This window comes from Bradyrhizobium sp. 62 (genome assembly GCF_023073035.1).
GTDB lineage: Bacteria > Pseudomonadota > Alphaproteobacteria > Rhizobiales > Xanthobacteraceae > Bradyrhizobium.
This window is the reverse complement of record NZ_JADPIT010000010.1, coordinates 474,394-496,201: the sequence shown is the minus strand read 5'-3', so window position 1 is coordinate 496,201 and position 21,808 is coordinate 474,394. Positions and strand designations below refer to the sequence as shown.

Sequence of the window (21,808 nt, the reverse complement as noted above, 5' to 3'; positions counted from 1 at the left end):
GGCCCGACTTGCGCGATAACTTGGCGAACTTCGCTGAACATTTTACGAGATTGAAAAGTTGCGGCCTAGCCTCAATTGTGCTGGCCGGATGTCGCTCGTAGCCCGTCCAGCTGATAAGCTTTCTCTCATTTCCTTATCAGTAAGTCGCCTTCGAACCGGAGGCGTGGGCGCCATCAGCGGTAAGCCTCCACCGAAGCATGCCGACGTCGTCAACACCGTTGATTTCTGTCAGACCAAGATTGTAGGCTTCGAACGCGAGGACACATTTCTTTACAATGAATTTTAGGCGTCGCCGGAACTGGCCAGCGATGACCTTTTTGAACTTGCGGCCGTCTTCGGCCGAAATCGGGTTGGCCAACTCATAGCGCGAGCAAGCTACGATTTTTGATCCTCCACAATCCCTTTCAATCCGGTCAACTGGAGTCCAGATGGGCGGCGATTGAAAATCGACCCGCGCCACGTCCTTCAGAAGCAGTTGCTTGCAGATTTCAGCGACGCGAGTGGCTTGGTCGAGTACTGCGAACTCTGGTCGGACGTACAGGATTTCCGAGTCGTTCCAAATAGCAATCTCCGAGATAAGCGGGTTCAGTGAGAAAGCACACTTGAGATTGCCGGTGCCGTTATTGTCTTTCATTTCTAACTCCAGTTTTTGAAGATCGAGGCTTGATGCAGCTTTTCTGCACTCCAACCATTTACAAGATTGGGAATGCCAGCGCAGCAAACGGCCACGAACCCTTGGATGGCAAGAGATTGCCTGGCAGGCCGAGCCGATCTACTGGCTCAGCCTGTCGACTCAATCAGGCGCCGCTTGAGGCCGACCGGGAAATGCCGTGGTAGGTCACAAACTCGCGCCCGCGTTCCAATGCTGAAATCGCGGACCCGATACGGAATCGGTGGTAGCCCTTAATGATCTCAGGCTCTGCCAGGTCTACGATCCGTAGGCCCCTGTTCGCTTTGTGGCCCAGCGAGTACCAAGCCAAATGCCTCGCCTCGGCCGTGGATCGCGAGAGGTCTTCCACGATCAGTCCACTTTCGAATTCGGGCCCCATCAAGCGGAGGTCGCCGATCAGGATGAGGTCAATTATCGCACCCACCTCTCTCCAGTTGTCCCTCAACGTTGGCTGGTCGAGAGTCTCGCGATATTTCTTTGCCAGCTTGATTGAGCGCGACATCTCTTGCCTCATCAGCCGAAAGCAGACTTTATGCTTCGCAAGCTCCCACAACCGCGCGTCCGAAACATTACCGCGGAGGTCCTTAGCTTGCTCGCTAAAGCAGATGGATATCGCATCGTCATCGTCATCGGCAATGACGAGACCCATGGCTCGTAGGGCGAGTATTATTGCCACTAGTCGCCGTTGCTCATGCTTGCCATCGAGGTTACCGCCAACCTGCCCTCGGCTATCGGCGTCCATGGCACGCGCGACTTCGAAAGTGAATGCATCGACAAGTATCTTGTTCACGAGTTCTCTCCTGTAACTGGCTGATGACCGCGGTTTGCGATCACGGGCCCCTTTACAAGATTGATTTTTGTCGCCTCGACGCGCCAAGGCCGAATCCGCTCCAACTGATAAGGTTTTTCTGATTTCTTTATCAGTTGCCCATCGCCGCCGTCAGCTCTCCGATGGAATGCTATTCATAAGCTTGCCGAGCTTTCTTTCCAGTTCGTACATCCGCTGCGTATCCTCAATAATGTTGTCCACGCGAAGCGGCTCGCTTTCATCTGCCATCTGCCTAAAGTACTTCCTGAACTGCAGCAGAAGATTGCGCACTTTGCGACGAAATGTCTCGTCGAGCCTCTCCCTCCTTAGTCGCTCAGTCAGATCCTCCAGCTTTTCCTGCACACTCATGAATGAGTTCTCGAAATGCGCAACATTCTCGCTCAAACTGAAGGCCCAACCGCAGCTAACGTTTAGAGAAGCTGCTGCACACTTGACTTCCTCCTCAAGCAAGCAGTCCGCCATAGTGGGCCTGCGCTTCTTAGACTCCGTCCTCATCGAATACTCCTAGATATCCCGTGCATTTTTGCACTGACACCTTTTACAAGTCTGCCAAATCACACTGCTGTGCCTGCTAACAGACAGCAACCCGTGCGCGCCGCACCTACCTCCAATGAACTCACCGCGTTAGCTCCCCATCGAGAGTTTCAATCACGTAGTCACCGGTGTTGTCCTTACCGATACAGAGCCCTTCGCTTCGAATGCGTGCCGCCAAGCGCGCTCAAGTGTCTCAGCAGCGCTCAGCGGTGTCATCTTGGGGCCGATCACAACGAAAAGCTCGTCATGAAGTTGATCGGAAGCCAACTTTGCAGGCTTGCGGCCGCTTTTCATTCGGCTCTTGCGATAAGCACGCACCTGCTCAGGTCGCGATTCAAGCATCAAAACAATTTCGTAATCGCATTGCGCTGGGACGCTATCGTCGCCTTTCGCGCCATAGATCATGGTTGTACCGTGGAAACCCTCGCCGTTCCACAAGCGAGAGCTTCCTGCTTCATCGTCAACATCTGCAACCTTTGCCATTCGGCCCTCCCGGTTCTTCAGACCGAATACTTTACAGGCGCAATTTCGCAGGACCGCAAAATGAAAAACCCGCTTCAGGTCGAGCGACCCCTGCTCGGCGTTCGATAGCCCCTACTTCCAAATCTGAATGCTATCGGGCCCGACGCGACCATGTTTGAACATCTTCATCGCATAATCCGCCATCGTGCTGTGCGTAATTGGCGTGGCGTGAATCCGAGCGAGCATTTGGTTGTGATAGAATCGCGCCTTCGTGCGAAAGTGCTCGTCAAGAGGTACCGTCATCCTTGATTGTTTGCCCCACAACAGCTCCTGCACCTTTTTATGCATATCGGGGCGGGCTGGCGGGCGTGTGAGTGCGATGGCGTTGAAGTGCAGGCCGCCGTTGATCAGAAAGTCCCGAATAGTTGTCTTCTCATGCTTCCACACCGGTAGATCGTGACAGCCAATAAAGATCGGTCGCAAGTACCTCCGCTCCTCAGAGTTTGGCTTGCGAACAATGTGCCTGCAGAGAATGTCGTGAACCCGAGTGACCTCTGAGACCATGATGTCGAGCCGCTGACCGTTACTGGTTGGGATCTGATTGAACATGAAGTTCAGAAAGAACGGCTGATAGCCATGTAAGATGTATTCCTCAATCATCTGGTCATAGCCAGCTACGATCTGCTCACGCGTCTGCCGATTGTTCATGTACGTACTCCAATCTGTTGATGAGGATCTCTATGATCCCTGAAGACACACCTAGCCATATGGAGACGACGAATCTCCACGTTGCATCATCGCTCCGCTGGGCAACCAGCGGCGCGTCGGCTATGCCTGCTAGAATTAGTATTTTACAAGTCAATGAGGTCGTGGTGGCACGACTCTCGGAATGAAAGGGTGAGCAACTTGCCCACCCTTGACCGCCGATTTGGCAGAATGGGCGGCAAAGCAAATTCCGTCGCTAAGTCGCCGCCGTCGAGACGCTGAGAACATTTATGGCTGATGCTCTTCGGCCAATCGAACAAAACCTTATCGGTTCTGCCTCGACTAACTTCCGGTTGCATGGTCGCCGACATCGATTAGAATCATCGCTGCAATCAGTTGAACGGTCATGGCTGGCAAGCAGGCAAAGATTCTAGCGATTGATCACGTCGACGATCTCTTGTTTTTCGTCGATCAGACGCGGCGTCCACTTCGCAATCGAATTATTGTCTTACTCTCGGTGCGTGCCGGTTTGAGGGCTGCTGAGATTGCGCAGTTGACTTGGGAAATGCTGCTAGAGCCTGATGGCAACGTCGGTTCGGTAATTGAGCTTCAAGATCGTATCGCAAAAAAGCGGGGCGGACGGCGTATCCCGCTTCATCCCGACCTCAAGAACTCGCTCGCCGAGGCTCGCAAGGTTTGCGATGGGTCTGGCCCCGTAATTCGGTCGGAGCGCGGTGGACCAATGACGCCGCTTAGCATCGTAGTGTGGTTCAACCGGGTGTATCGTGAACTGAGCCTAGCGGGGTGCTCATCTCACTCAGGCCGTCGGACGTTCATTACGCGGGCGGCGCGCCTCGTGCACCAAGCCGGTGGTTCCTTGCGTGATGTTCAGTTGCTGGCTGGGCATCGCTCCATCCAGACCACGCAGCGCTACATTGATGGCGATAGCGACGCACAGCGCAAACTGGTCTCGCTCCTGTGAGCCGCTCGAACGAACTAACGGCGTCTTCTTCACGCAAAGAGACGCCTTCGGATCGAGCCAGACAGTTGCTGACGGCGGTCTGTCAGCTCGCAGGCTCGATGTCATTCATTGATGAGATCGATCACGAGTTCCGCACGACCGGCTTGGACATCGCGGTCAAGTCTCACTCCACACCGGCAATTTTTGACTGGCTCGTTGACGTCTTGAGCTTTCAGGGCATCTCGGACCGGGTCGCTCGCGACTACGCAAGCAAACACGGTCGCCCAACGTGGTCATTGCTCGAAGAGAACCTAAAGTCGTCAGAGTGCCTCAAGCTCCGCAGCTACTGGCACTATTCTAATTGTCGATATGACAAAACCAGTCAGACTTGCGGAGAGCCCGAACATTTCGACGCATGTAAGTTGCCCCGCCTTCGCTTGCGCAATGGTCGCTTAAATCAGACCGCCTGTTCACTTTTCCTATTCATTAGAGATGTTGCTGGCGGTGACTTAGTTGATTGGATCCGAGGCCAGATCGAAGCTGCGGTCGCCGACGACGAGCCTGATCTTTCTGCTGCACGGCAAGCCGCCTTAATCGCTCCGCTCCAGCACGTGTACGGCGTTGGCGAAAAGACCCTCTCGATGGCGTTGTCGACGCTGCTCATCGGTGCCCGTGGGATTGAGCCGGTGTGGTTTGAGACTGGCAAGGACATGGTGGTTATAGACACGCTGGCGCACAATTTTCTGCACCGGACTGGCATTTTACATGATTGCGGCACGATCCATGCTTATGGCCAAGCCTGCTATGCAGAGGGCGGCTGCGCTGCGATCATTCGCAAGGTCGCAGCCAGTATCGATTGTCGGCAATTTAACTCTGCCTTTCCTTCGGTTTTCCCGAGGTTCGTCCAACATTCGATTTGGCGGTTTTGCGCGGCCGAGGCCGTGAACGTCTGCAACGGCAACCGCATCGATGACCGGTATGCTTGCCAAGACCGGTTCTGCCGCCTTGGCCCGAAATGCGCCAGAAACTCACCAAAACGCGCGCGTTTTCAATGACTTGAAGTCATTTTAGGCTTGACGGTATTATAATACTCCTGTAGATTTGGGCTGTCGGCAGAAACCGGCGTTACGCAAAACCGAAACAGGTGCAGAATGACTTTTCGATCTGAACGACGACGGCGAACTCGCCAAAATCCGAGATTATCGATCCAGCCAAAGGGCCCCACCTCCGGGGCCCTTTACTTTTAACGGAGGCCGCAATGACAAAGAAAACAGACAAACCGAAACCAGAACCGTTGTTCGTGCTTGGCTTGGATCTAGACAACAAGCCACGTGGTGGCCGCTTCGACAAAGTCGATGACCGAATTGTTAGCGTGGCGCTCGATCTCGGTCTCGCTGCCGTGATCAAGGCATCGACTGAGTTTGGACAAGTCGCGCAGAAGCTTCCTGCTGGGCGGCTCTATGCCTCAGGCAAGGCTTTCATCCCCGCAATCAAAGAGGCGCTGCTAACCGAGCTGATGACCATACTGCGTAAGCCCGGCGACGAAAGCGAAGCATACCGGCTGGAAAATCGACCCAAGAAGGACGGCGAAGAGCCAGCAGCGAGATGCAAGTCGCCGATAACCTCTGGCCTCCCGCGAAGTTGGGACGAAGTCGATGTCGGTCACATGGTGCTCGCCCATGAAGGCTACGAAGATGGTTGGTGGGAAGCTGTTGTTGTGAAGCGTGAGGATGACATTCTCACCCTTCAATACCGGGACTCGCCCAAACTGCCGACGTTTGTGCGCCACTTGAACACAGTGGCCCTGGTGAACCCAGGCCCACTCGCCGACAAAGCTTAATCATCCTGAGGCTTGGCGCACCACCAAGCCTCTTTTTTCTTCCTCACATTTCCGGAGAACACAACCATGTCGCAGGACACGGATCGCATTCGCACGCTCAATGATGAACTACGGCAAGACTTACTTGGTGGCGGAGCCGTCATGACGACGGGGATCGCCGAACTTGGACCTCAAGCGGTCGCTCGTCTCGTCACAACACTCGCGGTGTTCGACGACTTTCATCACGCAAACGACCCGCATCAGGAACATGATTTCGGTCTATTTGAGTTCGAGGGCGTGTCCGTCATGTTTAAGATAGACTACTTCGACAAGTCGCTGACGTGTCGCTCGCCTAACCCAGCCGATCCGGCGGTGACTGAGCGCATCATCACGATCATGCGGGCCGACGAATACTGACCCGCCCTGCACTTTGCAGCATCGCCAAAGTCACTTCACAACCAGCACCGGCGGCGCATCGACACTCTGATCGATGACAACCCGTCGGTGCGCTTAGCAAGCAATCTTTCAACCATCGTTGATGCCGGATGCCCTCGTTTGAACATTGTCAGCACCGGCCAGCGCCATAACGCACGAGGTAATCCTAATGACTGAGAACACCCCCACCCCACCACCATTACCATCCGCAAAGCCGAAAAGTCGGCGCGGGCTCAAGATCCTCATCGGAGTATGTGCGGCCATGTTGCTGTTGGCCAATCTGCTCAAGATCGGCGGTGGGCCAAAGCTCGAAGTCGAGCGAACCGGCTTTTTCCATCAAGGAAACATCATCAAAGTGCTGAACGTGGGTGACAAAGAGGTCACGGTGCTTGCCGTCTCCTTTAATGATCGGCCAGACTGCAGACCGAATGAGAAGCAGGAGAGTGTCACGCTCAAGGTCGGTGAGAGCATGATATTTCCGAGCGGCTGTCGAATCGTGAGAGCCGATATCGAGACCGACCAGGGCACCGCATCAGTTACGTTTAGTGGCCCGCCCGATTAGTTGCCAGGAGGAGCTGCGTGACGCAGCTCCTCCTCCTTCCAGAAAGGGGAGGTGGATCGACGACAGCAAACGTCCGGCGTTTCCTTCACGACAAAGATAGGACTTCACAGGCATCGGTTTCCTGACAACGGCGAGGTATACGATGATTATAAGTTGGCGGGCCGATGGAAGCATCTGTCCGCTGTGCGGTGGCCCCGGACGGAGAAGCGCGCGACATCCAGGCGCACTTTGCGAAAGATGCCAGAGAGGTGTCTTCGATAGCGACGGCAATTTGGTGGAAATGGCGAACGAAGGCTTCTCCGGTGGTCTCGAAATTACCGTTGGTTGTAGAACACTAAGATCATCCGAAGCCGAGCGATTTTCGCTTTATGCAAACGGCATCGAATGTCGCGCCCGGGAATATCAATTTGGCGGCGTTGTTGTGCAACCACTCCGCGTCTGGAAGGCGCTGCAGAAAAAAGGCGATTGACCTGCCTGGTCGGTCATGATGCGGTCCCACGTTGTTCGTGGCCGCCTCAATGACTACCACCAGGGGGCTAACGATGACCGTTTTTTACTCCCGAAGATAATGGATGTCGTGGGTGAAACGTTTTGCCGTTCTCAAGATTGTCTTCCTCTCACCAGCGAAGGCGAGGCCGCTAAAACAACGACGGCTCATTCCTCTATTGTTTGACAGCTGAGGTCTTTCGCTGAGCGCTCCGACCGCGAGCACGAATGCGCTTGAGAATAGCAAGTCTGCCGCTCGTCCGTTGCCGGTATTCCTCTTTCTGGTCAACGATGCGATCAATTCGTTTCTTGAGTTTCTTGAAAAGACCCGCACCTTCACGTCCGGCCATAGCCAATTGCTCTAGATCCAGATGTTTCATCGCGTGAAAGAGATCGATGCGCTCACCGGGGCGAAGTTGGCCTGCTTTATGTCTGAAGGTTGGCTGCACCACACCATCAGCGTCCATGATTGCCGAGCCGTCAGGCCCCACGGCATCCCTCTTCCAAACGCGATAGCCGCGGTCGGGGTACTTAACCAAGTAGGCCACGCAACTTGGAAGGTCGCCCTGCCCTACGCTTTCAACTCGCGTCGGATCCTTGCCATCCGCAATTGCGGCGTACTCGCCCTTTGCAGCGAGCAACTTTAACCGAGCCCTCAACTTCTTTCCCTCTACACCCCACACTAAGGCGTGCAGATGCCAAAAGACGCAACGCTTCTCCCGAAAATTCACCCCGGACTGTAAGTTCAGATAGTAGGCCGGCTCGATCATGCCGAAATACGAGCAGCCTCGAAGCCCGATGCGAAGGTGATTTTTGATCTTGCGCAGTTCTACCTCGCTTAGCTTGTGCCCCCTCGACCGAGCTCCGCCGACGTGAACAAGGGTGACGAAGAAAATCTCTCTGTCGTGCCAACTTCCCTCCTCTCCATCGCAAAAGAACTCGGAAATCGTATCACAGAGCACCTGTCCCCAGAACATTCGGGAGTGGTGGTTGACGGCGAGCAGCCTGTACGCGTGTCGAGGACGGATTTTATCTCGATCTAAGGGAGTGAGCTTGATCGCCTTACGGGACTCACGAAAGGCGTATCGAAGCTCTCTAAAAGAACGAGTCTGCCATTTTTCTATGTTGCTTTTCTCGAAGAAGGTCATGCGGCCTGCCCACTGGTGCCTGATGGAGCTAGTTTACAAGCTGCGAGGTTCTCGATTTTGCGTAGTTGGCAGGTCCAAATCCCGGTTTAACGGCTGAGATTGCAGGTTCTGTTCATTCGAATGTGCTAACAGATATGAATTGCGACCAAAGAGCTCGGGCAATACGCGTTGATCGAAGAAGCGACGACGTATTTCCACCGTGGCCGCGTGCAGCGCTTGGCGCAGGAGGTGCGCCTCTCCCCAGTTATGCTCGATGATCTTCCACTGTTCAGAGCCGTCGTCATCTGATGACGCAACTGCTGTTGATTCAAGTTGATCGCGCTCTACCACGAGAGGACGTTCGGGCTCGCCTTCGGGAGTTATGGGAACAGCGGCACGCTCGCCCGACGGTCCAAATTTAAGTTCCGACGATGGCCCACATCCTCCCTCAACATTTCCTTCGGGAACCTGCGGATCGTTAATGGATTCCAACGCCTCACCGCGACGATGACCCGAGGGTCCTTTCGTGATCTCTTTTAAGTGCCTTGCAAGCGTCGAAACCTGTCGGGCTTCTTGATCTCCCGACGCAGCAATCTGCAGCAAGACGCTCTGATTGCCTTCGAGGCCATACTTCCGAACTAGATCTTGGACATATGGACTGATTTTTGCAATTTTCAGAGATCGACGAATCTGATCCGGCTTGACCCCAAGTTCATCGGCGGTCTTTTTCTGAAACTGCTCCTTGGGCTGGCGGCCGCCACGAGGTCCCGCAACTTGCGGGACCTTCTGCTGCACGTATTTCACGTAGGCCGCGTCGTTGAGCGCTCGGTCCAAGGCCGAGAGCTTCGGACGGCGGTGACAATTGGCAATCGCCTCGTACGCCTTTGCTTCGTCGTCATCGGCCGGCCCGACGACATAGGCCTCGGTTTGCGAACGCCCCAGCTGTTGAAGCGCCAGATAACGGTTCATACCGTCGATAAGTACATATTTCGCATCCATTTGACGCACCAAAAGAGGTGTCAGAAGGCGTCCTGTTTGGAGGATAGAGCCCTTAATTAAGGCGACGACGACCGGGTCGGCCGGAATTATCCGTGATCCGATTTCAATACGGGCCATTGGCACCGTCATGGACGGCGCGGTTCGCTGTTTCAATGAAAAGAGACGACGCTTAATGTCGTCCTTGCGGCTGATCACTTCTATGCTAATCGAGTTATCCATCGAGCTGTACCTCCAGGGCACAGACCTCAATTGATCGTTCTGGGAAATTATAGATAGGCCATTTCTGACCATCGTTTGCGGGAGCGGGCAGCTGCAAATCTCTGTGCTTCGAGGCCGCTAGTCGATATCTAGCTCGCGTCCCCCTTTATCTGCGCAGCGACGAGCTTATGAACCGTTGGAAGGTAGCTCTCCCAGTCAGCCTCTGTAAATTCCTTCCCCGCACCTCGCGCCAGCTCTTCCAACTTTTGGCGCGCAAGATCCAAGTGGTATTCCTCGAGTATCTTCTGCTGGATCGCGACGCCGAGAGCGCTCGGCAAACCTAACTCGCGTCTGGCTTGTTCAGCACGGGCCGCCACGAAGTCCTCATCTTCTGCGATAGCCGCCGTGGGATTCACACTGGGATCGAGCGCCTTGCCAACAAGCTTACGAAGTGTTTCTGTTCCGATAGCTTGATACTTGCCTTTGTAAGGCTGCTTTTTCGAAAGCAATTTCGCTAGGTAAACATTTTCGGTTGCGCCGGGAAATCTCTTTTGGAGATCACGGATATCGCAGAGCAGATCAAAAAGCCCTTCCTCGTTCCATTTTTGCGGCGCCCCTGCGGAGCGAAAGCACTGGTTCACCAGCGCATCAACCAATATCCGCCAGTGACGAGGTTTGCCGGGATCAAGATCACAGTACTCGAAAACCTCTTTGAGCAACTTTTCAGACGCCAGGGTGCCATCGACGGAAAACGCTGCAGGAACGCTGACGACGTCCAGCCAGGCCATCGGATCCAGACCTATACGACCCAGCCTATCCATCTCATCACGATAATTCGGAAGCGAACTGCAATACTCAGTTAGGGCTTGGTCGCGCAGAGCAGCTTGCTTTGCCTCCCGAAGAACGGCTTCAGCGATTTTCTTGTTGGCGAGCACCATCTGTTATTCCTATTTGCCTTCTGCATCTTGCCCGACAACGTGGGCAAAAATGCCTTAGCTAATAAATCCCATCGCTACCCCGTAGGTCTAACAGGTGGACGAAGGATCGGTCCGCGACACTTCAATTGAAGGCCGAGTCGTGCGATGCTAATGATATGTAAGTGCAATGTCACTTGTCGACCGAGTGACTCTTATGACCTTAGATTTGGGTTGGACGGTCGCAAGTCGTGTCGCCGCTCGACGCCATGAACACGCGGGCTTCACGCTCTGTCGTGAAACCGTGTGACCGAGCGGCCGAGCGTGTTCGACCGAGGTTAGTAAGTCGGCAGCAAGCTGCCGACTACTGCAATCTATCGCCGAGCTCTTTCTCGAACTGGGTACGCTTGGGGAAATTACCGCATCCCCTGCACGGCACTATGCGATGGGATCTTAAGGCTATTGACGTTGCGTTAGATAAGTTGAGTGGCCTGCATTCCGAACCCGCAACATTATCATCGCCCCTAGACGATTGGAGGGAGAAGCGTGCGCGTCGTTCTTAAGGGAATTCACAGGGTCAAACGGCGGCTCGCGAATGGCGAGATCAAGCTGCATTTTTATGCGTGGCGTGGTGGTCCCGCCATCCACGCGCAGCCTGGTACACCGGACTTCATTCGAGAATACCATGACGCCCATGCGAGCCTTCGCCAGCCGCGCGCCGGCACCTTCATGACGATCATTGCGCAGTACAAGGCTGCGCCGGAATTCACGGGCCTAGCGGCATCGACTCGCCGCGCCTATCTGGCTTACATCAAACTGATCGAAGATGAGTTCGGCGACCTGCCCGTGGCGGCTCTGGTCGATCGTCGGGTGCGCGGTGACTTCAAGGCCTGGCGTGACCTGTTCGTTGAGACGCCACGGAAGGCGGACTATGCCTGGACCACACTGGCGCGCGTCATGTCGTTCGCAAAAGATCGGGGTATCATCGCGGTCAACCCGTGCGAACGCGGCGGCCGGCTGTACGTAGCCGACCGCAAGGACAAAATTTGGACCGAGCAGGACATTGCCGCGGTTCTCGCGCTCGCATCCAGCGAGATCCAGCTGGCGCTGGTCCTGGCTCTGTGGAGCGGGCAACGCCAGGGCGACCTATTGCGGCTACCCTGGTCAGCCTACGAGAGTCCCTACATTCGCCTTCGCCAATCGAAAGGTGGGCGCCGGGTCGCGCTGCCCGCTGGGGCACCGCTTAGGGCCTTGCTCGATGCGACGAACCGCCGGGGGCCACTTATCCTAACTAACACGCTCGGCCGCCCCTGGACGTCTGACGGCTTTCGGACGTCTTGGGGGAAAGCTTGCGAGCGGGCCGGCATCGAAGGCCTGACCTTTCATGACTTGCGAGGCACAGCGGTGGTTCGGCTTGCGATCGCGGGCGCCAGCGTGCCGCAAATCGCGGCCGTCACAGGACACTCGTTGAAGGACGTCGAGGCTATTCTCGATGCGCACTATCTCGGTCGCGACATTCAACTCGCAGAAGCTGCGGTGCTGAAGCTCGAAGCGAGAACAAAACTGTAAACGGTGGTGTAAACGGCGCTGGTTTTGCCGCTTGTTCAAACCGCTAAGTGTTTGATTTATATGGTGGGCGCACCAGGGCTCGAACCTGGGACCCGCTGATTAAGAGTCAGCTGCTCTACCAACTGAGCTATGCGCCCGAAAGGCGGTCAATGCCTTGCGAGGCCGGTCGTTTAGCAAAGCGATCCGGGTCTGGCAAGCGATGGTACGTAAGTTTTCCAAGGGTATGCCCACATCCCCCAAAAAAGCGAAAAGCCGCTGGATTCCAGCGGCTTCGCCAAGGTTGATCGCGGCAACCCTTGCAGCTCAGAGCCGGCCCTCGCGGTCCCGGTCCGGGCCGCCGTCGCGGTCGAAACGGTCACGGTGGAAGTGGTCCATACCGCGCTCCATCATGCGGTCCATGCCACGCTCCATGAAGTGGCGGCGCGGGCCGTCTTCGCCGCCGCCGAACGGGCCGCGGTGGCGGGTCAGCACGGCGAGGCGCCGCTTCTGGCCCTCGTCCAGGGTCTTGTAGAGCGGATCGGCGGCATCGGCGATCTTCTTCAGGACCGCCGACGTCGCCCCCATGTCCTCGGCGCGCTGACGCAGGCGGGCGACCGGATCCTCCGGCCTGTCGGCATCCTTGTTGGCGTCCTTATTCGCGTCCTTGCCGGCATCGCCGGGACCGGCATTCATCCGCGCATTGGCGCGGTCGATGCGCAGCTTGGCGAAGTCACGTACGGCAGCCTCGACCGGCGGCCACAGCTTTTCCTGGTCGGCGTTGAGCTTCAGCCCGGCATGGACGGCGGCGATCCGCGCGTCGACCATGGCGGCGCGGTCTTCCGGGTTCATGCGGATGTGGCGCATGTGCTCGTGCATCCACGGGCGATGATAGTGGGCATAGACCGCGCCCGAGCCGGCGATGCTGAGCACGGCGATGGCGGCGATGGTGAACTTCCTCATGCGAACTCTCCTCTGGAAGGATGTCGTGAGGATGGGCGCAGCGCGGCTTACGCGCAACTTACAACTTGGACAGGGAGCGGGTTCTTTCGAAGATGTAACGCTCCTGAACCTTTATTCAGTCGCAATCGGAAATCATTCGCAACAAAAAGGGGCTTCCGCGCCCGGCACGGAAGCCCCCATTCATCATCCGTTCAAATCAGTTCGTCGTGCTCTTCGCTTCCTTCTGGAATTCGTCGATCAACGGTTGCCCGATACGGCTTGCCGCGTCCTTGTAGACCGGCTCCATGGCCTTGCGCATCGCCTCATCCTGCTCCGGAGTGAGCTTGATGATCTCGCTCTTGCCGCTCTTCCTGATCTCGGCGAGCGCGTCCTCATTTTCTTTCTGCGACTGCGTATTGTTGAAGTCGGTCGCTTCCTTCATCGCTTTGGTCAGCTGGTCGCGAATGTCGGCCGGCAGATCGTCCCAGAACTTCTTGTTCACGATCACGACGTAGCCGATATAGCCGTGGTTGGTCTCGGTGATGTACTTCTGCACCTCATGCATCTTCTGGGTATAGATGTTCGACCATGTGTTCTCCTGCCCGTCGACCACGCCGGTCTGCAGCGCCTGGTAGACTTCCGAGAACGCCATCACCTGCGGCAGCGAGCTGAGCGACTTGAATTGCGCCTGGAGCACGCGCGAGGACTGGATGCGGAACTTGACGCCCTGATAGTCGGCCGGTGTCACCAGCTTCTTGTTGGCGCTCATCTCCTTGAAGCCGTTGTCCCAATAGGCAAGGCCGGTGATACCCTTCGGTTCGAGCAGCTTGAGCAGCCTGGCGCCGAGCGGACCTTCCGTCACCTTCCGCAGCGTCTTCAGATCGGGGAGGATGTAGGGCAGATCAAACACCTCGAACTCGCGGATGCCGAGCGGGCCGAACTTGGAGTTGGACGGCGCCAGCATCTGCACGCTGCCGAGCTGGAGCGCCTCAAGCTCTTCCTTGTCCTTGTAGAGCGTCGAGTTCGGATAGATCTCGACCTTGACCTTGCCGCCGGTGTACTTCTCGGCGAGCTCCTTGAATTTCTCCGACGCCTTGCCCTTCGGCGTGTCGGTGGCCACAACGTGGCTGAACTTGATGATGATGGGCGCTTGGGCCGATGCCGGCCCGGTCAAGCCAAGAGCCAAAACCGCGATGGACGCAGCGATCGCGAAGGTGCGCATAATCTCTCCCTGTTGTTATTTGGGCCACCCGGCGCACGGGTGGCCTATGCCGTTAGCATCAATACAGGTCGACATCACAAGCTGCTATTGGCCGTTAGCAGGGCAGCCATTCATGGTGAACGCCGCAATCACCGCCTCTCCGCTTCCGGAAGAGGCGGTGGTAGCAACCTCAGCTCGCGGCGGCGGTCGTCACGGTGTCGCGCTGGCGCTTCATGACGATTTTGTTGAGCGCGCCGAGATAGGCCTTTGCCGAGGCCACCAGCGTATCCGGATCCGCCGCGCGCGCGGTCATCGCACGTCCCTCATGCGACAGCCGCACCGAGACTTCGGCCTGCGCATCGGTGCCCTGAGTCACTGCGTGGACCTGGTACAGCTCGAGCTTGGCTTCGTGCGGCACCAGGCGCTTGATGCAGTTGAAAACCGCGTCGACCGGACCGTTGCCCTCGGCCTCCTCGATCTTGATCTGGCCGTCGACATCGAGCTTCATGGTCGCGCGCTGCGGGCCATGGGTGCCGGCGATCACGGTCAGCGAGGTCAGCTTGATGCGGTCGTGCGAAGCCGCCATCTCCTCGTCGACCAGCGCCTCGATGTCCTCGTCGTAGATGTCCTTCTTGCGGTCGGCCAGCGCCTTCATCCGCGTGAACGCATCTTCCAGCTGGTTCGGGCCGAGCTTGTAGCCCATCTCCTCCAGCTTGTGCACGAAGGCATGGCGTCCGGAATGCTTGCCCAGCACCAGCGAGGACTGCTTCAGGCCGACCATCTCGGGCCGCATGATCTCGTAGGTGGAAGCGTCCTTCAGCACGCCGTCCTGATGGATGCCGCTCTCATGCGCGAACGCGTTGCGGCCGACGATGGCCTTGTTGTACTGCACCGGGAACGAGGTCGCCGCCGACACCACCTTCGAGGCGCGGGTCAGCTGCGTGGTGTCGATCTTGTTCCAGTAGGGGAATTTGTCGTTGCGCACGTTGATCGCCATCACGATCTCTTCCAGCGCGGCGTTGCCCGCGCGCTCGCCGATGCCGTTGATGGTGCACTCGACCTGGCGCGCGCCGCCGACGACGCCGGCCAGCGAATTCGCCACCGCCATGCCGAGATCGTTATGGCAGTGCACGGAGAACACCGCCTTGTCCGAGTTCGGCACGCGCTCGATCAGCGTCTTCATGAAGTGGGTGTATTCGTCGGGCGTGGTGTAACCGACGGTATCAGGAATGTTCACCGTGGTGGCGCCGGCCTTGATGACGGCTTCGACGATGCGGCACAGATAGTCCATCTCGCTGCGGGTGCCGTCTTCGGCCGACCATTCGACGTCGTCGATCTGGTTGCGGGCGCGCGCGACCATGGCAACCGAGGTCTCGAGCACCTGTTCCGGGGTCTTGTTCAGCTTCACCCGCATATGCAGCGGCGACGTCGCGATCACGGTGTGGACGCGGCCGCGCTTGGCAAATTTCACCGCTTCGGCACAGCGGTCGATGTCGGCCGGATGGGCGCGCGACAGACCGGCGATGACGGCGTTCTTGGAGCGGCGAGCGATCTCGCTGACCGCCTGGAAGTCGCCTTCCGAGGTGATGGGGAAGCCGGCCTCGATGACGTCGACGCCCATATCGTCCAGCATCTCGGCGACCTCGAGCTTCTCCTCGAAGGTCATGGTGGCGCCGGGGCACTGCTCGCCGTCGCGCAGGGTGGTGTCGAAAATGATGACGCGGTCCTTATCGGACTTGTTCACGGGGGCCATTTGAATTTCCTTTTGAGCTTTTGCGCCGTCAGTCTTCTAGGCGCTTGAGGTGTCCGGTGATCTCGACCAACCCCTGAGCGCCCAGGCGCATGGCGCCCAGCCGGCCCTCAGGGGCAAGTAAGAAGAAGCCCGCCAATCAGGAGGGTGGGCAGCAGCGCGGCCGGGATCGTGGCGGCGGCCAGAGCCACCTCCCCCGAAATCCCATCGATTTGGCCGCGAATCAACATTGCCAGACCCTTTGAGCCCTCAATCCTCGGTCAAAACCGTTGACGGTTGGTTGCCGGGAGGCTCGATCTACCGTTTCTAGACGAGAAATGGCAGCAACCGCAACGCCAAAAGATGGACAGAAGGGCTGACATGATCGCAGCGCCGGATGGGTGGAAGGACCCGGTGCCGGGTGTGTGACCGACCGAGCGTCGGCAAGACCGTCGAGTTACGCCGTGCGGCGAGCGCGAGCCCTGCTCTCCCAGCGGTTCAGCATCTGACCGAGCTCGCCGGTGGCAACCGGCGCAGCCTTGCCGGCGATCGCGATCTCGTTGGTATTGGCCGGTGCGTTGGCACTCAGCCAATCCGGCTCGCTGTACTCACACCAGCGGCGCGCTTCGGCCCGCCTTTTGCGGGACACGTAGTCGCGGGTGAAATAGCCGGCCGCAAATGCAATCCCGAGCAGCAAAACCAGTACGACGACAGCGACCACAGTAAACTCCGACTTACGCCCCCAATGACGTTCTGCCAGCCTCGCGCAGGAGGTCAAGGCTTGACATGCTCCACAGCTTGGCAATGTCCCGAACGCAGTTTCGGTAAACTCCGTCGCGCCGGACGAATTTGTCGTTTCCGTGTTCGATGTTGCAGCGCTTTTGCCGCCCCGATATCTCGCTGAGGATGCGTACCTCCCCCTCGCAACCGTCATCGGACCGGACTAACCTCGCCCTGCTCGGCCGGATCAACCGGCTAGCCGAACATGACCGGGAGGACGCGATGATACGCCAAAAGCAGCGTGACCATGATGCTGCGCTTTCACGACGAACGCTCGTTCAGGGGCTTGCGCTCGGCGCCGCCACTTTTGCTGGCGCCGGCTCCGCGCTGGCCCAGACCGGACCTGCCGCGCCGCCGACGACGATTACCACCCCACCACGCGATTTCGGTCCCAACGGCGCGCCGACCACTTATTTCTGGGACCCCGACGTCATCGCGGTCGATCCGTCCTTCAACGATCTCGCGCAGCCCAACACGGCGATCAAGCGTCTCTATACGGGCGTGCTGTGGGCTGAAGGCCCGGCGTGGAGTGCACAGGGCCGCTATCTGCTATGGAGCGACATTCCCAACAACAGGCAGATGCGCTGGAGCGAAGACGACGGTCGCGTCAGCGTGTTCCGCTCGCCGTCCAACAATTCCAACGGCAACTCGTTCGATTTCCAGGGCCGTCAACTCTCCTGCGAACATTTGACCCGGCGGGTGACGCGTTATGAACATGACGGCACCGCGACCGTGCTTTGCGACAATTACAACGGCAAGAAGCTGAACTCGCCGAACGACGTCGTCGCGCATCCTGACGGCAGCTACTGGTTCACCGATCCGCCCTATGGCGGCCAGCTCTACGAAGGTGAGCCCGACGCCGCGGGCGGTCCGAGCAATTCCAGCGGCAAGCTCAATCCACGGATTGGACAGCCGGCCGGCTTCGCACCGGGCAGGCGCGAGCTGCCGACCAATTGCTATCGCATCGATCCTAGCGGCCGTGTCGACCTCGTCGTCACCGAGGAGCAGGTGCCAGATCCAAACGGGTTGTGCTTCTCGCCGGACTTCAAGAAGCTCTACGTCGTCTCAACCGGCAAGGGACCCGGCGACATCGGGCCCGGCGGCAAGGGCGAGATTTTCGTGTTCGACGTCGGCGGCGACAACAAGCTCACCAACCAGAAGCGGTTCAGCGAGTGCGTGATCGACGGTGTGAAGTGCGGGCCGGACGGTGTGCGCTGCGACGTCAACGGCAATGTCTGGGCCTCCAGCAATGCGGGCCGCGCCGTCGGCTATAGCGGCGTGACGACGTGGTCGCCGGACGGCAAGCTCCTCGGCCGCATCCGGCTGCCCGAAGTGTGCGGCAACATCTGCTTCGGCGGCCCCAAGCGCAACCGCCTGTTCATGGCCGCGAGCCAGTCGCTCTATGCGGTGTACACGGCCACGCAAGGCGCAGGCCCGGGCTAAGCCCGCGCGAGAGACCACAAGCACGGGCGTCGGCATGGACCGCCGGCGCCCTCGGTTCCCTGATCGCAATCAAGCTACGCCCCGGGCAAATCTCCGCCATCAATCCAACGAAGATTGTATCGCGCGGCAGGGCCGCAGCGCGGTGCGAAGGCATGATGCCCTTCGTTCCCGCGCCCGACTTGAACGGGGAGTTGCGCGATGCGCCGTATGCCAAACGACACCATCATCGTCAGCGTTGGGTCCCAGCAATTCGTGACCGAGTTCGGGGACCCGGGCCTGCCGAACGACGGCCGCGGCGGCAGCGACAAGATGATCGCGACCGTCGACGGGGGCAACGCGGTCCTGATATTCGTTGGCGACGACCAGACCCTGCAAGAATATTCTCACGGCGGAAACGACCATCTCGCTGCGACCGTCACCGGCTTCGGCGATTACGTGTTCGTCGACGGCGATGCGCAGGCGATGTCCGGCCACGCCCGTGGCGGCAACGATGTGCTTCATGTCGATGCATCGACATCGATCTACGCGACCCTCGGTGTTTTTGGCGATGCCGAAACCGCCATGTCGGCCGACACGAGCGGCGGCAATGACGTCGTCATTGCATCGATGGGAAACAGATCGTCCGGCGCGTTCAGCGGAGACTCCGGCAGTTCCATGAGCGATCATGCACATGGCGGCAACGATATCCTCAGCGTGACCCAGGTCGGCAGTTACGGCGGCGCTTCGATATCGGGCGACGCCCTCGTGTCCATGAGCGGCGATGCGCGCGGCGGCAACGATATCCTCAGCTACACCGTCGGCGCCACCGCCCGATCGGGAGGCGCGTCTCTGGTTGGAGACGCCGGCTACATGAGCGACGATAGCCGCGGCGGCAACGATATCCTGATCGCGGCTGTCAACGGCAACCCGGACTCCACGTCCATCGTGCTCGTCGGAGATGCCTCGAACATGTCAGGCAACGCGCATGGCGGAGATGATATTCTTCTCGGCAGCAGCCGCGACGATTTGCTGTATGGCGACGCACAGACCTACGCCCCGTTCACGGCCGGCTCGATCACGGGCGGCAAGGACATGCTGAACGGCGGTGGCGGAAATGACCAACTCTGGGGCGGACCGAACGACGACAGATTCGTCTTCGACAAGGGCTCGGGCCTGGACGTGATCAACGATTTCGACCAGGGCAACAAGGCTGTCGGCAGCACGGCGCGAGATCATGATTTGATCAATTTGCACGATTACGGCTTCGCAGACTGGGCGGCGCTGAAAAGCCTGATCAGCGATGACAGCACAGGAAACGCGGTGATCCATCTGACGGCGACCGATACGATTACGCTGGAGGGGGTCCATACCGCGGATCTCCATGCAAAGGATTTCATTGTATGAGAGAGCATTCGTGCGCGTTGTGATCTGCGGCGGCGGCGTCATCGGCGCCTGCACCGCCTGGTTTCTCCGCCGGAACGGCATCGATGTCATCGTCGTGGAGCGGACGGACGTCGCGGCCGCAGCGTCAGGTAAGGCGGGCGGCTTCCTCGCGCGCGACTGGTGCGAGGGCTCGCCGCTCGATGCGCTGGCACGACGGAGCTTTGCTCTCCATGCGCAACTGCCGGATGAGATCGCAGGCGATTGGGGCTATCGCCCGATGACCGCTTATAGCGGCTCCGTTGCCGCCGACGGCCATCCACGCCGGGATACACCGTCCGCGCTTGGCTGGCTCAGCAACGGCGTCATCATCACGCAGCGCATCGGCACGACGGAGACCACCGCGATCGTTCACCCCAAAAAATTCACCTCGGCCGTGATGAACGCGGCGCTCGCGCAAGGCGCCGAACTTCGCATCGGCCACGTGACCGGTATCATGCGCGATGCGGACGGCACGACCGCGACGGGCGTCGAGGTCGACGGCCGCATCGTCGAGGCGGACGCCGTCGTGATCGCGATGGGACCATGGTCACTGCTCGCCGCGCAATGGATGAGCCTGCCCGCCGTCTACGGCCAGCGCAGCCCAAGCATCGTGTACGACACCGGCACGGATGCGCCGGCCGATGCGCTGTTCCTGGAGTCTGAAGAGAATGGCAGTGCCGTGTCGATCGAGGTCTTTCCTCGCGCCGACGGCAGCACGCATATCACCGCTCTCTCCGACATCGCGCCGCTTCCGCTCGATCCGGCTGCCGTGACGCCGGACCACGACGCGATCGCGCGCCTGCAAACCATGTCCGAGCGGCTGTCGCCCCTGTTCCGCTCCGAGAGGATCATTGCGCAGCAAGCCTGCTTCCGGCCGGTGACAGAGGACGGCCTGCCGCTGATCGGCAAGGTGCCGCAAAGTGAAGGTCTTTATGTTGCGACGGGGCACAATGTGTGGGGCATCCTGAATGCGCCCGCTACAGGCGAGGCCATGGCGCAACTGATCGCGGAGGGTGCGACGCGCAACCTCGACATCTCGCCATTTGATCCGGCCCGGCTCGCGCCGCTTGATCCATCGCTGCTGCGAGCGCGCTGAGCCGACGCGACGGCATCGCATTCATCGATCGCGTTGCTGTGCGCCCGCGATAGCTGCGCATGCCTACCAACGAAATCTGCATGCCTACGCGTGAAACGGATCCGACAGCTTTCCTGCCCGCTATTTGCGCAGCGCTAGACTTTAGTCCGTGCCTCACGATCCGGGACGCGGTTTCACTTGCCGAGAATGTCTCCGCCGGTATAGTCGCGGCATAATGGCTCATAAGAGGCCTGTTAAGGGAGAGAACAAGATGAAGAAACCGCTCTCTGTTGCGTTGCGAATAGCACTCGGTACCGCCGCGGCCGCTGTGTTGATGACGTCAGGCGCGGCACTTGCAGCCGATCCAATCAAGATCGGTGTGATCGCGGAAGCGCAGGCGATTGCCGGCGCCTCCATCCCTCAGGCGGCACAGCTCGCCGCCGACGAGATCAACGCCAATGGCGGCGTCGACGGCCGCAAGATCGAGATCGTCTCTTACGACAATCACTCGTCCTCGGCAGATTCGGTGCGCGCATTCCAGCGCGCGGTAAACGAGGACAAGGTCGATGCGGTCATCGCCAGCTACATCAGCGAAGTCGTGCTGGCGCTGGAGCCCTGGGCCTCGCGGCTGAAGACTCCGTTCGTCACGCCCGGTGCCGCGTCCAACGAGATCAGCAAGAGCGTGCATGCCGACTACGAGAAGAACAAGTACACCTTCCACGGCTATCTGACCTCCGCCGCGCTGGCGCTTTCTGTCTGCGACGGCGCCAAGGACCTGCTGGTCGACAAGATGCACATGAAGACCGCCGTCATCATGAGCGAGGACGCCGCCTGGACCAAGCCGCTCGACGTCGGCTACGAGGAATGCCTGCCCAAGATCGGGCTGAAGGTGCTCGACCACATCCGCTTCTCGCCCGATACCACCGACTTCACGCCGATCTTCAACAAGATCGAGGGCTCCAAGCCCGACGTGATCATCACCGGCATCTCC

The 21,808-nt window shown here is 58.6% G+C and carries 23 protein-coding genes and 1 tRNA gene; 11 read left to right on the top strand and 13 right to left on the bottom strand.

All coding sequences use genetic code 11. From position 1 onward, the window contains the following. Positions 1-136: 136 nt before the first annotated feature. The 5 genes from IVB47_RS06530 to IVB47_RS06510 form a co-directional block, all read right to left on the bottom strand. On the bottom strand, positions 137-634 hold the full coding sequence (locus IVB47_RS06530) for a hypothetical protein (protein WP_247460482.1): 498 nt from the start codon (positions 632-634) through the stop codon (positions 137-139). A gap of 163 nt (positions 635-797) precedes the next feature. Continuing rightward, on the bottom strand, positions 798-1,460 hold the full coding sequence (locus IVB47_RS06525; protein WP_247460481.1) for a hypothetical protein: 663 nt from the start codon (positions 1,458-1,460) through the stop codon (positions 798-800). Positions 1,461-1,610: 150 nt separating this feature from the next. Further along, complete coding sequence (locus tag IVB47_RS06520) at positions 1,611-1,994, bottom strand: hypothetical protein (RefSeq protein WP_247460479.1); 384 nt, start codon at positions 1,992-1,994, stop codon at positions 1,611-1,613. A gap of 153 nt (positions 1,995-2,147) precedes the next feature. Further along, positions 2,148-2,516, bottom strand: coding sequence for a hypothetical protein (locus IVB47_RS06515; protein WP_247460477.1), 369 nt, complete (start codon positions 2,514-2,516; stop codon positions 2,148-2,150). Between the two features lie 111 nt (positions 2,517-2,627). Beyond that, on the bottom strand, positions 2,628-3,203 hold the full coding sequence (locus IVB47_RS06510) for a hypothetical protein (RefSeq protein WP_247460475.1): 576 nt from the start codon (positions 3,201-3,203) through the stop codon (positions 2,628-2,630). 403 nt (positions 3,204-3,606) lie between these two features. On the opposite strand from IVB47_RS06510, the gene IVB47_RS06505 reads away from it, so the two are divergent. The 6 genes from IVB47_RS06505 to IVB47_RS06480 all read left to right on the top strand — a co-directional run bounded on the left by IVB47_RS06505 (position 3,607) and on the right by IVB47_RS06480 (position 7,446). Then, complete coding sequence (locus IVB47_RS06505; protein ID WP_247460473.1) at positions 3,607-4,182, top strand: site-specific integrase; 576 nt, start codon at positions 3,607-3,609, stop codon at positions 4,180-4,182. Positions 4,183-4,280: 98 nt separating this feature from the next. Next, complete coding sequence (locus IVB47_RS06500) at positions 4,281-5,216, top strand: hypothetical protein (protein ID WP_247460471.1); 936 nt, start codon at positions 4,281-4,283, stop codon at positions 5,214-5,216. A 203-nt stretch (positions 5,217-5,419) separates the two neighbouring features. Further along, on the top strand, positions 5,420-6,001 hold the full coding sequence (locus IVB47_RS06495; protein ID WP_247460469.1) for a hypothetical protein: 582 nt from the start codon (positions 5,420-5,422) through the stop codon (positions 5,999-6,001). 66 nt (positions 6,002-6,067) lie between these two features. Next, positions 6,068-6,397 (top strand): DUF3768 domain-containing protein, encoded by a 330-nt coding sequence (locus IVB47_RS06490; protein ID WP_247460467.1) that lies wholly within the window; start codon positions 6,068-6,070, stop codon positions 6,395-6,397. A 187-nt stretch (positions 6,398-6,584) separates the two neighbouring features. Then, positions 6,585-6,977, top strand: a complete 393-nt coding sequence (locus tag IVB47_RS06485) for a hypothetical protein (protein WP_247460465.1) — start codon at positions 6,585-6,587, stop codon at positions 6,975-6,977. 280 nt (positions 6,978-7,257) lie between these two features. Beyond that, positions 7,258-7,446 (top strand): hypothetical protein, encoded by a 189-nt coding sequence (locus IVB47_RS06480; RefSeq protein ID WP_247460463.1) that lies wholly within the window; start codon positions 7,258-7,260, stop codon positions 7,444-7,446. Between the two features lie 193 nt (positions 7,447-7,639). Here IVB47_RS06480 and IVB47_RS06475 read toward each other — a convergent pair whose 3' ends face one another. The 3 genes from IVB47_RS06475 to IVB47_RS06465 form a co-directional block, all read right to left on the bottom strand. Beyond that, positions 7,640-8,611, bottom strand: a complete 972-nt coding sequence (locus IVB47_RS06475) for a hypothetical protein (protein WP_247460461.1) — start codon at positions 8,609-8,611, stop codon at positions 7,640-7,642. Positions 8,612-8,644: 33 nt separating this feature from the next. Further along, positions 8,645-9,808 carry a ParB N-terminal domain-containing protein gene (locus IVB47_RS06470; RefSeq protein WP_247460459.1) on the bottom strand — a complete coding sequence of 388 codons (1,164 nt, stop codon included), beginning with the start codon at positions 9,806-9,808 and terminating at the stop codon, positions 8,645-8,647. A 128-nt stretch (positions 9,809-9,936) separates the two neighbouring features. After that, entirely contained in the window at positions 9,937-10,725 is a 789-nt protein-coding gene (locus IVB47_RS06465; protein WP_247460457.1) for a hypothetical protein, read from the bottom strand. 522 nt (positions 10,726-11,247) lie between these two features. Between IVB47_RS06465 and IVB47_RS06460 the strand changes: the two genes are divergently transcribed. Beyond that, on the top strand, positions 11,248-12,270 hold the full coding sequence (locus IVB47_RS06460) for a site-specific integrase (protein ID WP_247460455.1): 1,023 nt from the start codon (positions 11,248-11,250) through the stop codon (positions 12,268-12,270). 61 nt (positions 12,271-12,331) lie between these two features. Here the strand turns inward: IVB47_RS06460 and IVB47_RS06455 are convergent. From IVB47_RS06455 to IVB47_RS06435, 5 genes are all read right to left on the bottom strand, one after another. Further along, positions 12,332-12,407, bottom strand: a tRNA-Lys gene (locus tag IVB47_RS06455). Positions 12,408-12,573: 166 nt separating this feature from the next. Further along, the gene (locus IVB47_RS06450) at positions 12,574-13,209 is read right to left on the bottom strand and encodes a Spy/CpxP family protein refolding chaperone (protein WP_247358902.1); all 636 of its coding nucleotides are present in this window, start codon (positions 13,207-13,209) and stop codon (positions 12,574-12,576) included. A 196-nt stretch (positions 13,210-13,405) separates the two neighbouring features. Further along, positions 13,406-14,410, bottom strand: a complete 1,005-nt coding sequence (locus tag IVB47_RS06445; RefSeq protein WP_247288142.1) for a TRAP transporter substrate-binding protein — start codon at positions 14,408-14,410, stop codon at positions 13,406-13,408. 169 nt (positions 14,411-14,579) lie between these two features. Then, complete coding sequence (locus tag IVB47_RS06440) at positions 14,580-16,142, bottom strand: 2-isopropylmalate synthase (protein ID WP_027519477.1); 1,563 nt, start codon at positions 16,140-16,142, stop codon at positions 14,580-14,582. 433 nt (positions 16,143-16,575) lie between these two features. Next, positions 16,576-16,839: a hypothetical protein gene (locus tag IVB47_RS06435; RefSeq protein ID WP_247460454.1), complete on the bottom strand. Its 264-nt coding sequence runs from the start codon at positions 16,837-16,839 to the stop codon at positions 16,576-16,578. A gap of 281 nt (positions 16,840-17,120) precedes the next feature. On the opposite strand from IVB47_RS06435, the gene IVB47_RS06430 reads away from it, so the two are divergent. The 4 genes from IVB47_RS06430 to IVB47_RS06415 all read left to right on the top strand — a co-directional run. Further along, positions 17,121-18,341, top strand: coding sequence for an SMP-30/gluconolactonase/LRE family protein (locus tag IVB47_RS06430; protein WP_247460452.1), 1,221 nt, complete (start codon positions 17,121-17,123; stop codon positions 18,339-18,341). Positions 18,342-18,539: 198 nt separating this feature from the next. After that, a complete protein-coding gene (locus IVB47_RS06425) occupies positions 18,540-19,724 on the top strand; it encodes a hypothetical protein (protein WP_247460449.1) in 1,185 nt (394 codons plus the stop codon). A gap of 10 nt (positions 19,725-19,734) precedes the next feature. Next, complete coding sequence (locus tag IVB47_RS06420; RefSeq protein ID WP_247460447.1) at positions 19,735-20,838, top strand: FAD-dependent oxidoreductase; 1,104 nt, start codon at positions 19,735-19,737, stop codon at positions 20,836-20,838. Positions 20,839-21,088: 250 nt separating this feature from the next. Further along, positions 21,089-21,808, top strand: a 720-nt coding sequence (locus tag IVB47_RS06415) for an ABC transporter substrate-binding protein (protein ID WP_247460445.1), incomplete at its 3' end; no start/stop codon positions are given.